The sequence below is a fragment of the Catenuloplanes niger genome, from assembly GCF_031458255.1.
In the GTDB taxonomy this organism is placed as follows: domain Bacteria; phylum Actinomycetota; class Actinomycetes; order Mycobacteriales; family Micromonosporaceae; genus Catenuloplanes; species Catenuloplanes niger.
Genome location: NZ_JAVDYC010000001.1, coordinates 7,712,457 through 7,725,560, shown reverse-complemented (window position 1 = coordinate 7,725,560; position 13,104 = coordinate 7,712,457). Strand labels below are relative to the sequence as shown.

Annotated in this window: 13 protein-coding genes; 7 read left to right on the top strand and 6 right to left on the bottom strand. The window is 75.0% G+C overall.

Annotated elements, in window-relative coordinates; translation table 11 throughout:
- Nucleotides 1-298 precede the first annotated feature (298 nt).
- Nucleotides 299-1,396 carry a CapA family protein gene (locus J2S44_RS33835; RefSeq protein WP_310422372.1) on the top strand — a complete coding sequence of 366 codons (1,098 nt, stop codon included), beginning with the start codon at nt 299-301 and terminating at the stop codon, nt 1,394-1,396.
- A 4-nt stretch (nt 1,397-1,400) separates the two neighbouring features.
- Here the strand turns inward: J2S44_RS33835 and J2S44_RS33830 are convergent, their stop codons facing one another.
- Nucleotides 1,401-1,988 carry a MarR family winged helix-turn-helix transcriptional regulator gene (locus J2S44_RS33830; RefSeq protein WP_310422369.1) on the bottom strand — a complete coding sequence of 196 codons (588 nt, stop codon included), beginning with the start codon at nt 1,986-1,988 and terminating at the stop codon, nt 1,401-1,403.
- 139 nt (nt 1,989-2,127) lie between these two features.
- On the opposite strand from J2S44_RS33830, the gene J2S44_RS33825 reads away from it, so the two are divergent.
- Nucleotides 2,128-2,790, top strand: coding sequence for an FMN-dependent NADH-azoreductase (locus tag J2S44_RS33825; protein ID WP_310422366.1), 663 nt, complete (start codon nt 2,128-2,130; stop codon nt 2,788-2,790).
- A 68-nt stretch (nt 2,791-2,858) separates the two neighbouring features.
- Here J2S44_RS33825 and J2S44_RS33820 read toward each other — a convergent pair whose 3' ends face one another.
- Nucleotides 2,859-3,611, bottom strand: coding sequence for an SGNH/GDSL hydrolase family protein (locus J2S44_RS33820; protein ID WP_310422363.1), 753 nt, complete (start codon nt 3,609-3,611; stop codon nt 2,859-2,861).
- 25 nt (nt 3,612-3,636) lie between these two features.
- On the bottom strand, nt 3,637-5,043 hold the full coding sequence (locus J2S44_RS33815) for an MFS transporter (protein WP_310422359.1): 1,407 nt from the start codon (nt 5,041-5,043) through the stop codon (nt 3,637-3,639).
- Nucleotides 5,044-5,188: 145 nt separating this feature from the next.
- Between J2S44_RS33815 and J2S44_RS33810 the strand changes: the two genes are divergently transcribed.
- Nucleotides 5,189-6,160, top strand: coding sequence for an aminoglycoside phosphotransferase family protein (locus J2S44_RS33810; protein ID WP_310422356.1), 972 nt, complete (start codon nt 5,189-5,191; stop codon nt 6,158-6,160).
- Between the two features lie 125 nt (nt 6,161-6,285).
- Here J2S44_RS33810 and J2S44_RS33805 read toward each other — a convergent pair whose 3' ends face one another.
- From J2S44_RS33805 to J2S44_RS33795, 3 genes are all read right to left on the bottom strand, one after another.
- Nucleotides 6,286-7,011: an alpha/beta hydrolase gene (locus J2S44_RS33805; RefSeq protein WP_310422354.1), complete on the bottom strand. Its 726-nt coding sequence runs from the start codon at nt 7,009-7,011 to the stop codon at nt 6,286-6,288.
- 43 nt (nt 7,012-7,054) lie between these two features.
- Nucleotides 7,055-8,251 carry a cellulose binding domain-containing protein gene (locus J2S44_RS33800; RefSeq protein ID WP_310422351.1) on the bottom strand — a complete coding sequence of 399 codons (1,197 nt, stop codon included), beginning with the start codon at nt 8,249-8,251 and terminating at the stop codon, nt 7,055-7,057.
- Nucleotides 8,252-8,401: 150 nt separating this feature from the next.
- Entirely contained in the window at nt 8,402-9,004 is a 603-nt protein-coding gene (locus J2S44_RS33795; RefSeq protein ID WP_310422348.1) for a hypothetical protein, read from the bottom strand.
- A 168-nt stretch (nt 9,005-9,172) separates the two neighbouring features.
- Here J2S44_RS33795 and J2S44_RS33790 point away from each other — a divergent pair, with 168 nt between their 5' ends.
- From J2S44_RS33790 to J2S44_RS33775, 4 genes are read left to right on the top strand one after another with little or no spacing between them, the layout of a single operon-like run.
- Complete coding sequence (locus tag J2S44_RS33790) at nt 9,173-10,219, top strand: LacI family DNA-binding transcriptional regulator (RefSeq protein ID WP_310422346.1); 1,047 nt, start codon at nt 9,173-9,175, stop codon at nt 10,217-10,219.
- A gap of 1 nt (nt 10,220) precedes the next feature.
- Entirely contained in the window at nt 10,221-10,433 is a 213-nt protein-coding gene (locus tag J2S44_RS33785) for a hypothetical protein (RefSeq protein ID WP_310422343.1), read from the top strand.
- Between the two features lie 15 nt (nt 10,434-10,448).
- Nucleotides 10,449-11,387, top strand: coding sequence for a GNAT family N-acetyltransferase (locus tag J2S44_RS33780; RefSeq protein ID WP_310422341.1), 939 nt, complete (start codon nt 10,449-10,451; stop codon nt 11,385-11,387).
- 51 nt (nt 11,388-11,438) lie between these two features.
- The gene (locus J2S44_RS33775) at nt 11,439-12,977 is read left to right on the top strand and encodes a glycosyltransferase family 39 protein (protein WP_310422338.1); all 1,539 of its coding nucleotides are present in this window, start codon (nt 11,439-11,441) and stop codon (nt 12,975-12,977) included.
- Nucleotides 12,978-13,104 lie beyond the last annotated feature (127 nt).

Sequence of the window (13,104 nt, the reverse complement as noted above, 5' to 3'; positions counted from 1 at the left end):
GCTTCCCCTCCCGCGCAAGCACGCCGGGCATGCCCCACCGATGCCCGGCTCCGCCGAGGCGGCGGTCCGTGGTGCGGTGACGTCCGGCTCCCACGGCCGGTCGGTCGCACTGCGGGGCCACTATAACGCCCGGTGGGCGGCCTCCCATGAGCCCCACGCTGATCTTGTGATTACACCCCGTTCGTGACGATTCCTGCGTCCTAGGACTTCGTTATCCGGCTGTGACCCGCCGAGGGCGAGTTTGTCCCTACGCTATGCACCCGTGATACGGGGTTGGCATCGCGCGATCGTTCTCCCGGTGGCTGTCCTCTGCCTGGCCACCGGCTGTGGCACCACGGGCGGCGCGGGCGCCGCGACCGCGACCGGCACCCCCTTCCTGCCGGTGTACGTCGACGAGTCCGCCGCGCCGGACCGGCCCATCACGCTCGGCTTCGCCGGTGACGTGCACTTCGCCGGCCGCACCGCCGCGCTGCTGAACGATCCGTCCACCGCGTTCGGCGACCTCCAGGACGCGCTGTCCGACCCGGACGTCACCGTGGTGAACCTCAAGTCCGCGATCACCAAGGGCGGCACGCCGGTCCGGACCGAGGGCAACTTCCGCGCGCCCGCGACCGCGTTCGCGGCGCTGGAGGAGGCGGGCGTGGACGCGGTCTCCATCGCCAGCGACCACGTGCTCGACTTCGGCCCGCAGGGGCTCACCGACACGGTCGCGGCCGCCACCAAGGCCGGCTTCCCGGTGTTCGGCGCCGGCCAGGACGAGGGCGCCGCGTTCCGTCCCTGGGTCACCGAGGCGCAGGGCGTGACGGTCGCGGTGGTCGCGCTCAACACCACGCCGCTGTTCGCGGAGAGCTTCGCGGCCGCGGCTGACCGGCCGGGCGTGGCCTCGCCGGCGGACACCAAGCGGGCGATCGCGGCCGTGATCGACGCCAAGCGCTCCGCGGACGTGGTCGTGGTCTACACGCAGTGGGGCGAGACCGACGCGCAGTGTCCGTCGCCGGCGCAGAAACGGCTCGCCACCGCGCTGGCCGAGGCCGGCGCGGACGTGATCGTCGGCACCGGCGCGCCGCACACGCTCCAGGGCGCGGGCTGGCTCGGCTCGGCGTACGTGGCGTACAGCCTGGGTGATCTGGTGTGGTTCAAGGACTCGCCGGTCTCGCCGGACACCGGCGTGCTGCGACTGACCGTGAACGGCGGCGCGGTGACGGACGCGTCGTTCACCCCGGCCCGCGTGTCGACCGCGACCGGTCAGGCGGAGCCGCTGGCGGGCCGGGCCGCGGAGACCGCGCTCACCCGGTTCGCCGCGCTGCGCGAGTGCGCGGGCCTGTCGGCCGAGCCGCCGGGCGCGTCACCGTCGCCGGCGCCGGCGCCGGCGCCGGCCTCCGGACAGCCGGGCTGACCGTTCAGCGGCGGCGGGACCGCCGTGGACCCGCGGCGACCGCCTGGGCGGCCGGCGCCGTGCTCTCCTCCACCGCCTGACACAGGTGCTCCACCGACTCGGCCTCGACCGTGGTCGCGAGCCGCTGCAACAGCACCCGGAACACCGCGCGGTCGCCGACCGGGAGCGTCGCCAGCACGTGCTCCTCGGCCTCCTCGAACCCCCGGGTGAGCACCTCGAGGCGCTCGTGCCCGTGCGGCGTGGCGACGATCCGCCGGGTGCGCCGGTCGGCCGGGTCCGGACGGCGCTCGACCAGCCCGGCACCCTCCAGATCGTCCAGCAGGTATGTCATCACGGTGCGGTCTATGCCGAGATGCTGGGCGAGCTGCGCCTGGCTGAACGCGGTGTCGCCGGTCGCGATCCGGAGGATCTGGTAGCCCCGAGGGCCGCCCGGCAGGTCCGCGACCACGTGCTCGGACGCGCGGACGTAGGTGCGGAAGACCACGCCGAGACCCCAGCCGAGATCGGTGTCGATCGGCTTGTGGCCCTGCTCCGCGCAGGCCTGCGCGCGCTCGGCGATCTCGGTCAGCGCTTCGGCTGCGGTCGTGGTCACACACCCATAGTACGGACCTCCGCCACACCCCCCGCGTTGCCAAGAGCGCCAGATCATCTGTGATTTATACTACCGTTGACGAGATAGTATTTCAGGCAGACGATCTGTGGGACAGACCGGCAACTCTCCTGGAGTGAAGATGACCCTGTACCGCCTCGACGCCAGCATCCGCACCGAGGGCTCGGTGACCCGCGCGGTCGCCGACACCGTGCAGAACGCCTGGTCGGAGACGCACCCCGGCGCCCAGGTGCTCCGCCGCGACCTGGGCGCGCACCCGCTGCCCGCGGACTCCTGGCGCAACGCCGTCGGCGTCGGCTTCACCCCGGTCGAGGAGCGCACGGCCGCGCAGCGCGACGCCGCGGCGCTGGCCTCCGTCCTCGGGGACGAGTTGCTCGCCGCGGACGCGTACCTGTTCGCGATCCCGCTCTACAACTACAACATCCCGCACCACGTGAAGTCGTGGTTCGACCTGCTGCTGACCGAGCCGCGGTTCGCGCCCGGCGGCGACCGGATCCTCGAGGGCCGGCCGGCCGTCGTGGTCACCGCGCGCGGCGGCGGCTACGGCCCCGGCACACCGCGCGAGGGCTGGGACCACAGCACGCCGTACCTGCGCCGGATGTTCGCCGACATCCTCGGCCTGGACGTGCACGTCGCGGAGGCGGAGCTGACGCTGGCCGGCGTGAACCCGGCGATGGAGGCGCTGCGCGGCCTGGCCGCCCAGTCGCTCGCGGACGCGCACACCACCGCCGAGGAGCACGGCCGCACCATCGCTGCCCGGGTCGCCGCCCTCACCGCGGCCTGACGCACGCGCCGCAGCCGGAGCGTCCCGCAAACCGTTCGCGCGGCGCGCGGGACGCCCGGCCGGGCGCCTCAGGCGGCCGGCACCGGCGTCCAGGACGGGTACTTCGCGGATCGCCCGTCGCCGGACGAGCGACCCCGGAGCCGCCGCTGGACGAACGGCAGCACGTGCTCGCGGTAGTAGCGGGCCTCCTCGAGGAGCCGGCGCGCCGACGCGGGCGCCGGATCCAGCCGGTGGTCCTCGACCGCGTGCCCGAGCGCGGCCAGCACGATGCCCGCGACCCGGCGATGACCCGCGCCGTTCAGGTGCAGACGGTCCGCCGCCCAGTACTCCGGGCGCCGGATCTCCACGTCGTCGAACGAGTTCGCGAACGGCAGGCCGTGCCGGGCCGCCAGCTCCGCCACCGCGACGGTCAGCGCCGCGCCGCGCCGGTGGATCCGCCGGCCGAACGGCAGCCGGCCCGACGGGTCCGGCCCGCTGATCAGCAGCAACCGTACGCCGGCCGCCGCGCACCGCTCGACCGCGTGCTCGGTCAGGCGCATCAGGTGGCCGACCTCCATGCCGCGCCGCAGCATGTCGTTGCCGCCTCCGTTCAGCGAGATCAGCGTGGGTCGCGGCGACATGGACAGCGCCGCCTCCAACTGGTCCTCGATGATCGGGGCCAGCAGCCGCCCGCGCACGGCCAGGTTCGCGTAGTGGACCGTCTCCCCGGCGGCCGCCGCGAGCCCGGCCGCGACCAGGTCCGCCCACCCCCGCACGGTCCCGTCGGGCAGCTCGTCGCCCACACCCTCGGTGAAACTGTCGCCGATCGCCAGGAAACGCACCCGCCAGACGATAATCCACTCCCGATCACACCGCGCGCAGTGCCCGCGCACCGGCACCCGCGGCCACGGCGAGAACCACCGCACAACCCACGAGCAGCGGGGGTACGCCGTGCGTGCCGGCCAGCGCGCCGAGCACGGTGTTCGTGACCAGCAGCGGCAGCGTCTGCGCCAGCACGACCACGGACTGGGTCCGGGCCAGGTGCGTGGCCGGGACCCGGGCGAGGAACAGCGGCCCGACATGCGTCGCGAACAGCCCGGACCCGGCACCGGCAAGCAGCGCGGCGAGCGCGGCCGGCCACGGATCGGCAACCGGCGCGAGCGCGCCGGCACCGGCCGCCGCGAGCAGCAGCCCGCCCGGGACGACCCGGCCCGGCCGGCCCAGCGTGCCACGGGCCAGCACCAGCACCGCGACCGCGCCGGTGCCGGCGGCGAGCGCACCGGCGAGCAGGCCGGTGTCCGCGGCGGACCAGTGACGTTCCCGGGCCAGCAGCGGCAGCAGCAGCCCGGAGACCGGCAGCAGGAACCCGGCGGCCACCGCGGTCAGCGCCAGTGCCGGCCGCAGCACCACGTCCGCGAGCAGCAGCCGCAGCCCGGCGTCCACGCGATCCGCGGCACCCGCACGATCCGCGGCAGCCGCACGATTCGGGGCGCCGGTGGGCGGTGCCGGGACCAGGAACGGGCGCAGCCGGAGGAGGACGATCACCATGGCGGCGAACGTGGCCGCGTTCGCCGCCATCACCGGCGCGGGGCCGACGGCCGTCACCAGCAGTCCGCCGAGCGCGGGACCGGCCAGCGCCGCCGTCTGCGCCGCGATCTGCCGGCCAGCCATCAAGCGGGACAGGCCGGTCCCCGGCCGCTCGGCCACGGCCGTCGGTGCGTCCGGCCGGCCGTCGGCGGGCCGCGCGGCGCCCGCTTCCACCGGTGCGGCGCCGGCCGCGCTCCCGCCGCGGGGCCGGCCGGCACGCGTGCTCCCAGGCGTGCGTCCGCCGGCGGACGTGCTCCGGCCGGATCCCTTCAGTCCGCCGCCGGCGGACGTGAGGTGGTGGTTCGTGGCGTCCGTGAGCAGGCGGGGGACGGTGGCGGAGGCCGGGAGGTGGGCGACGTCGGCGAGGCCGGTGGCCAGGGCCGCCAGCGGGATGAGCCACCACGTGGTCGGTGACGCGGCCAGGAGCAGCGCGAAGAGCAGCGTCGCGGCGGCGGCGAACGTGTCCGCCGCGACCAGCACGCGCCACGCGCCGAGCCGGTCGGCGATCGCGCCGGCCGGGAGCAGCAGCAGCGCCCGCGGCAGGGTGACCGCGGTCAGCGTGAGCGCGGCGAGCGGCGCACCGCCGGCCGCGGCGGACCAGAGCAGCGCGAACGCCATGGCCTGGGTGCCGAGCAGGCTCACCGCGGTGCCGCTGAGCCAGAGGACGGCAGGGGTACGAAGGGGCACGACATCTCCACCGGCGTCGGGGACATGAGCAGCCCGACGGTGCGGGGTGGAGCCGGTCGAGGGTCAAGCGCGAGTCGTCCGCCGTACCGTGTGGTGGTCGAAAATCGGTACGGCGTCAGCCGGGCCGTCGTTATCGTGGCGCGCTGTGGACAACGACTGGCACGATCCCGACTGGCGATCCGCGGCGCACGCCTGGGTGCGGGATCGGCTCGACGCGCTCGGCACGCCCGCCACCGGGCCGATCGAGGAGATCCGGGCGCGCCCCTGGTCGGTCACCCACCGGGTGCCGACCGCGGCCGGGCCGCGCTGGTTCAAGGCCAACACCGTGGACTGCCGGTACGAGGCCGCGCTCGCCGGCGCGCTCGCCCGCCGGCTGCCGGACCGGGTGCTGGTGCCGCTGGCCGTGGACGTCACCCGTGGCTGGCTGCTCACCGCGGACGCCGGGCCGACGCTGCGCGACGTGCTCCCGGCCGGCGACCCCGGCACGAGCATCGCGCGGTGGGCGGAGATGCTGCGGGCGTACGCGGCGCTGCAGCGGGACGCCACGCCGCTCGCGGACGACCTGCTGGCGCTCGGCGTGCCGGATCACCGGCCGGAGGTCCTGCCGGGGCAACTGGCCGAGCTGCTGGCCGATCCGGACGTGCGGGCGGCCCTCGGCCCGGCGCGCTGGGCGGCGGTCTCCGCGATGGCTCCCGCGTTCGCGCGGTGGTGCGCGGAGCTGGCCGCGTCCGGCGTCCCGGCGACCGTGCAGCACGACGACCTGACGGACGCGAACGTGTTCCCCGGCCCGCCGTACCGCTTCTTCGACTGGGGTGACGCGGGCGTGGCGCACCCGTTCGGGTCGCTGCTGGCGGCGCTCTCGTCGGCCGGGCACACGCTGGGCGTCGAGCGGGGCGCGCCGGAGCTGGCCCGGCTGCGTGACGCCTACCTGTCGGAGTGGCCGGGCGACCCGGCCGCGCTGCGCCGGGCGGCCACGCTGGCCGGCCGGGTGACCCGGGTGTCCCGGGCGATGTCCTGGCGGCGGGCCCTGCGGGCTTCGGCGCTGCCGGTGCCGGCCGAATTCGCCACCGCGGTGGCGGAATGGCTGGGCGACCTGACGGAGTCGGACCCGGTGTGACGCCGCGCGTCCCGGCCCGGCCGTCGCGCGTCCCGGCCCGGCCGTCGCGCGTCCCGGCCTGTTCGCACCGGCCGCGACGGACACCGCGGGCCGGTGCGGCGGGCCGGTGCGGCGGGCCGGCGGCCTCAGGCGGCGGTGAGACGGGCGACGACCGCGGTGATCGCGGCGTCGATCGCGGCGCGCGACTCGTCGGTGTCGTCGAGGATGTCGAAGCTGTGCTGCCCGTTCGGGGTGTCGACGAGGTGCAGCCGCGCACCGGCAGTCTCGGCCGCCGCGACGAACGTGGCCACCGTGGCCGCGATGAACGGGTGTTCCCGGCCCGCGCGGGTCAGCACGATCGGCAGGTCACCCGCGGACGCGACCGCCTCGGCCGGCCGGAACGCCGGGTCCACGTCCATTCCGGGGAACGGTTCCAGCAGCGGGTAGCTCAGCGCCAGGCACCGCAGCCAGCTCGGCGGCTTCCGCAGCGGCGCGGCGGTCAGCATGCCGCCGCCGGAGAAGTACCACACCGCCACCCGGTCGCCGTCCACGCGCGGGTCGGCGCGGACCGTCTCGATCGCGGCGTCGATCGCCTCGGCCGCGGCCGGGTAGTCGGCCGGCGTCCGCAGTGGGTGGTCGACCACCGCACCGACCACACCCCGGGACGCGGCCAGCGCGCCGTAGCCACGGAAGACCGGCCAGTGCCGCGGTGACGGCCGCATCTCCGGCGGGATCGGTCCGCCGTGGACGAAGACGATCGCCGGACGCGGGCCGTCCCCGGCCGGCGGGTAGAGGTCGATCGGGTCCTGCGACTCCGGCTCGATCGGTGCGACCGGCAGCACGAATGGGTTCAGGTACGTCGGTTCTGCCATGCCGATGACCCTATGTGCACCGCACAACCGGTTTTCGCGCTGCTCAGAGGCCGGTGCAGGTGCGGCCGTTGATGGTGCAGGCGCTGGGCTCCCGGTCGGCGAAGAGGGAGCCCTTCAGGTCGGCCTCGAAGGTGAACGACGCGGTGCCGCCGGACGCGCCGATCGGGGTCGCGCCGGCCGCCGGCGTGAACGTCACCGTTTCACCCGACTGGGTGAAGGTCGCGCCGTCCGCCTTCGTCACCGTGATCGGGCTCTTCAGCGTGAGCACGACGGTCCAGGTGCCGTTCTGGTACACGCCCGGGTTCGCCAGCGAGATCTTGCCGCGGTAACCGAACGCCCAGTCGCCGTCCGTCGCGTACGCGGCCGTCAGCACGTCCTCCGCCGGGGTCGGCGCGGCGCCGGTCGGCGTGACCGGCGGCCGGAGGCTCGGCAGCAGCGCGGCACCGTCCGGCGCCGGGGACTGCGTCGGTGTCACGCCCGGCGTCGGCAACCCGGCGCTGGTCGACGACGTGACCGGTGACTCGGTGACCGACGCCGCCGGGGTCGGCGACGAGGTGATGGCCGTGACACCGCCCTCCGCGGCCACGTCGCCGCCCCCGCCGTCGCGGCCCCAGACGATGCCGGCGGTGACCGCGGCCAGCCCGACCACCACGGCTCCGCCCGCGATCATCAGCGGTACGCGGGCGCTGCGCAGCCGCGCGACGCTGAGCCGGGGCAGGATCACGGTCTCCGGGCCGCGACGGCCGCGCATGCCCTCGAGGTCGACCTCGCCGAACGCGAGCCAGTCGAGCACGGCCGCGAGCGGCTGGCCGAGCGCGGTCTCGTACGCGATGCGCTTGTCGGCCAGTTCGGCCTCGGAACCGCCGCCCTCCCGCCAGGACTGGTGCAGCATGATCCGGGTGCGCTGCTCGTCGACCGCGGTGAGCTCCCAGCGCAGCCGGGACACCAGGCCCGGCCCGTGCAGGAACAGCACCAGCCGCTCGCCGGTCTCGACGCCGACGACCTCGCCCTCGACCGTGGAGCCCTGGTCGGGTTGCTCGGCGTCCGGGTCGGGTTGCAGGCCGGGCAGGTCGGTGCCGGAGAGCTGGAAGAACGCGCCGACGCGCGGCTTCAGGTCGGTCTCGGCGAGCCACTGGCGGAGCAGACGCGGCTCGGTGAGCGCGCGCCAGACCCGCTCGGTGGGGTGCTCGACCTCCACCTCGATCTCGATCTCGACGCTCGCGGCGCTCTCCGTCGTCACGACATGCACTGTAGAAGCTTGTTCATATCCACGCGCACCGGGCACGCGCTGTCATTTCGTCACGATCAGTAGTCATCGACCGTGATGAGCGCCGCGCGGCCGGCCGGATGCTTCCCGGCCGGCGGCATGATCACCCGTCGGGGGTCCGGCTCAGAAGAACAGCGGGCCGAGCAGCATGGCGACGGCGGCGCCGCCCGCGGTGCCGGCCGCGACCTGCAGCCAGGTGTGGTCGGCCAGCCGCACGCGGGACCAGGCGACGGCCGCGACCACCGGCACCAGGATCAGCAGCGGGGGGCCGAAGAGCCAGATCAGGCCGGTGGTGGAGGCGGCGGCGACGGCCGCGTGCACGCTCAGCTTCCAGACCAGGTTGCTGAGCATGACGAGCGTCAGCACGCCGAGCATGACCACGATGATGCCGATCAGGTGGCTGGGCGCCTCGAGCAGCCAGATCAGCAGCAGGCCGGCCAGGACGGAGACGATCGCGAGCAGCAGCGGTGTGCGGCGCTGCTCCCGGCGTCCGATGTGGTGGTCGGTGAGCGTCCCGCGCATCACGCCGTACCGGACGATGCCGTACGGGATCAGCGCGCAGGGTATGGCGGCCAGCAGCGCCCACCAGAAGCCCGCGGCCGACCGGGTCTGCTCGATCGCGAAGACGAACGGCATGGTCACGGCCCAGATCGTCGGCGCGAACGCCTCGGTGATCACCCGTGCGAGTCGGTCCACAGTGGTCTTCTCCGGGGCGGTCACGGTCATCGCCAGATCATGTCAGGCGCGGGGGCCGCCGCACGCGGCAGGTGCGGACGACGACTGTATCGATCCAGAAAAGGCCTTGAAGGTGCGCGGACCCCGGCGTACTGTATCGATCCAGAGGGCACTGGATCGATACAGAGGAGGCGCGGCGTGAAGCCGACGCTACAAACCGTGGCGGACGAGGTGGGCGTGTCCCGCAGCACCGTCTCGAACGCGTACGGGCGGCCCGACCAGCTCTCGCCCGAGCTGCGCGAGCGCATCCTCGCCGCGGCCCGGCGGCTGGGCTACGCCGGCCCGAACCCGACCGCGCGATCGCTGCGCCGCGGCCGGGCCGGCGCGATCGGCGTGCTCTTCACGGACGTGCTGTCCTACGCGTTCAAGGACCCGTTCGCGGTGCGCTTCCTGCAGGGACTGTCGCTGGCCGCGGAGCGCCACTCGACCGGTCTGCTGCTCATCCCGGTCCCGGACGACCCGGACGCGGCACGGGCCGCCGTGCGCAACGCGGCGGTCGACGGCTTCTGCGTGTTCTGCGTGGCCGAGGGGCACCCGGCCCGGGAGGCGATCTTCGAGCGCGGGCTGCCGGTGGTCGGCACCGAGTTGCTGGCCACGGACCCGGACATGTTCGCGGCCGGCATCGACGAGGCGGCCGCGACCCGGGCGGCCGGCGCGCACCTGACCGCGCTGGGCCACCACCGCGTGACCGTCGTCGCGGACATGCTGCACCCGGCGCTGAGCCCGCGGTCCGCGCCGATCCGGCACCTCGAGGACATCTCGTACCAGGGCGAACGCGAACGGCTGCGCGGCTACCAGGAGGCCTGGGACAAGGCCGGCCTGGACTGGGACGAGGTGACGATCATCAACGTGCCCGGCAACAGCCGCGAGGCCGGGCTGGAGGGCGCCGCCACGGCGCTCGACCGGCGCGACCGGCCGACCGCGCTGATCGCGTTCAGCGACGTGCTGGCGCTCGGCGCGCTGGACGCGCTGCGGGCCCGGGGCCTGCGCCCGGGCCGGGACGTGTCGGTCATCGGGTTCGACGACATCCCACAGGCGGCCGAGGCGGGCCTGACCACGGTCCGCCAACCGGCCAAGGAGAAGGGCCGCATCGCGGGTGAGCTGCTGCTCGACCCGCCGGCCACCGCCGAGGGGCGCCGCGTGGCGCTCCCCACCGAGCTCATCGTCCGGGCCAGCACCGGCCCGGCCCCCGACGGGAGGATCTGACATGGACACCAGCGACGCTCTCGGCATGAACATGGCGATGAAGGCGATGCTGCGCGAGGTGACCTCCGCGCAGCCGGGTGCGCCGGTCCGGCCGGACCGGCCCGCGCGGACCGTGCGCGCGGCCGGTGCGCGCCGGGCCCTCGCCCGGGCGCTGCACACCGTGGCCGACCGGGTCGAGCCGCGGACAAATTCCGGGACGTGCGCCACCGCCTGAGGTTAGGGTGCGCGGGTGCTGTCCCCACGCTACGAGGTGCGCCGCCCCACCCCGGCGGACGCTGAGACGATCTTCGCGGTGATCCGGGCCTACCAGACGGCCCGGATCGGCCGGCTGGACTACACACTCGCCGACGTCGAGGACGAGCTGCGCTCCCCCGAGGGTGACCTCGGCACGGACGCGTGGCTGGTCCTCGACGAGCACGGCACCGCCGTCGGCTGGGGCTGGGCGTGGCCGAGCGGCGACGGCATCGTCGACATGGACGTGTTCACGCTGGACGACGAGGTCGCGGACCGGCTCTGGGCCATGGCGCGCGAGCGCGCGGCCGCGATCGGCCGGGAGCGCGGCTGGCCGTCCGTGACCGGCGGCGTCGGCGTCTACCGGGAGGACACGCCGACCGCGCGGCGGCTCACCGGCTACGGCTTCGAGGTCGGCACGGTCTACCACCGGCTGCGCGCCGACCACACCGGGGACCGCGCGTTCCCGGACGTGCCTGCGGGGTTCGTGGTGCGCAACGGTGCGGAGTCCGAGCGGGTCCGGCGCGATGCGCACGAGACGCGCGAGGCCGCGTTCCACGATCACTACGGGCACGTGCGCAAGAGCTACGACGAGTGGGCGGCCGCGCGCGAGACGGAGAGCGTGCACGACTGGTCGTTCCTGAGCGTGCTCTACACCGACGCGGGCGAGCCGGCCGGGATGACGCTGCGGTCCACGCTGTTCGCGCCGGACGAGAAGTGCGGCTACCTGCGGCTGCTCGGTGTGCATCCCACGTTTCAGGGTCGCGGGCTGGGACGATGGCTGCTGCGGCACGCGTTCGCGGAGGACACCCGGGACGGCTGGGCGGGCACGATCCTGCACGTGGACACGGACCCGCGGCGCCCGGCGCTCGGGCTGTACCTGTCCGAGGGCATGCGCGCCGTCCAGATCATCGACGCCTGGCGGCGTCCCGTGTAAGGGTTCTCGATGCGTCACGCCCGACTTATCGCACCGGCTGTCGTACCCGCGGTGGTGCTGCTCGTCACCGCGTCGGTCAGCATCACCGGGCCGGGCTTCAGCTGGGACGAGGTCGCCACCGCGGACATCGCGCGGCGCACCCCCGCCGAGATCTGGGCGCTGATGCGGCACGTGGACGGCGTGCTCGGGCCGTACTACCTGCTCATGCACGTGTGGACCGGGTTGGCCGGCACGTCCGAGACAGTGCTGCGGCTGCCGCAGGTGGTCGCGATGGCGCTGGCCGCCGGCCTCACCGGCGAACTGGGCCGCCGCCTGTTCACGCCGCTCACCGGTCTGACGGCCGGTCTGCTGCTGGTCATCATGCCCAATTCCTACCGGTACGCGGCCGAGGCCCGGCCGTACGCGTTCAGTGTGCTCTTCTCCGCCCTGTCCCTGCTCCTGCTGCACCTGGCGCTGCGCCGCCCGGACCGGTGGCGGTGGATCCCGTACGGCGCGTCGGTGGCGTTCCTCGGCCTCAGCCACATCGTCGGCGTGTCCGTGCTGGCCGCGCACGCGGTGATCGTGCTGCGCCGCGACCGCCGCCTGCTCCGGGGCTGGGCGCTCACGGCGACCGTCGTGCTGGTGCTGCTCGCGCCGCTGGTGGTGCTCGGCGCCGGCCAGCAGGCCGGGCAGGTCGCGTGGATCAAGCCGCTGTCGGCCGCGATCCTGCGCCGCTCCCCCGCCGAGATCGTCGGGTCCGCCGCGGCCGCGTGGCTGCTGATCGGGCTGGTGCTGGCGTTCACCTGGCGGTCCCGGTACATCGAGCTGGTCGCGCTGTGCGCCGCACCGATGCTGGCGCTGGCCTCGTACTCACTGCTGGTGGGCCCGCTCTGGGTCCCGCGCTACCTACTGGTCGTGCTGCCACCGCTGGCCCTGCTGGCGGCCGCGATCGTGTGCGCGCCCCATCCGTCGCCGCCCCCGCCGTCTTCTCCGTCGCCGTCGGCGGCACCTCCGCGGTCCCCAGCGGCGGCATCCGCGCCGTCGCCGTCGTCTCCGGCGCCGTCGGCGGCACCTCCGCCGTCGCTGGCACCGCCGGTGCCGAGCCGGTCGGCTCGCCTCGGCACCCGGTGGCCGCGCGGCCGGGCGTGGCTGCCGGTCGCGGTGACGCTCGCCGTGCTGTTCGCCGCCGCCTGGCCGGAGCACCGGCAGCAGCGCGGCGCGCTGGCCAAGAACGGCGCCGACTACCGCGCGCTCACCCGGATGATCGCCGCCCGGGACCGCCCCGGCGACGCCATCATCTACCAGGACAACAACCGCGCGCTGCGGGCCGGCGTCGACTTCTACTACCGCGGCGACCCGGACCGCCCGGCCGACGTGCTGCTCGCGCGGACCGCCGGCCAGGCCGGCCGGCTGACCGCGGTTGAGCACCCGGACGTGGCCACCCACCTGCGTGACGTCCCCCGCGTCTGGTTCGTGGTCGCCGCCACCGGTCCCGAGGACCCGCTGATCCACAAGCCACGCGCCGCCCTGGCGCTCCGCACCGGCTTCCGCCGGACGGACCTGTTCACCGTGCACGGCGCCACGGTCGCGCTCTACCGCCGGGTCGGCTGACCGGTCCGCCGCCCGATGTGCCTCGAAACGGCGACGGCGTCTCGGCCGATGTCCCGCGCGCCCGCGCCGGGAACGGTGGGCCGGCGCCGGAAACCGCAGGCCGGCGCCGGAAAGCGCGCGGCAGCAC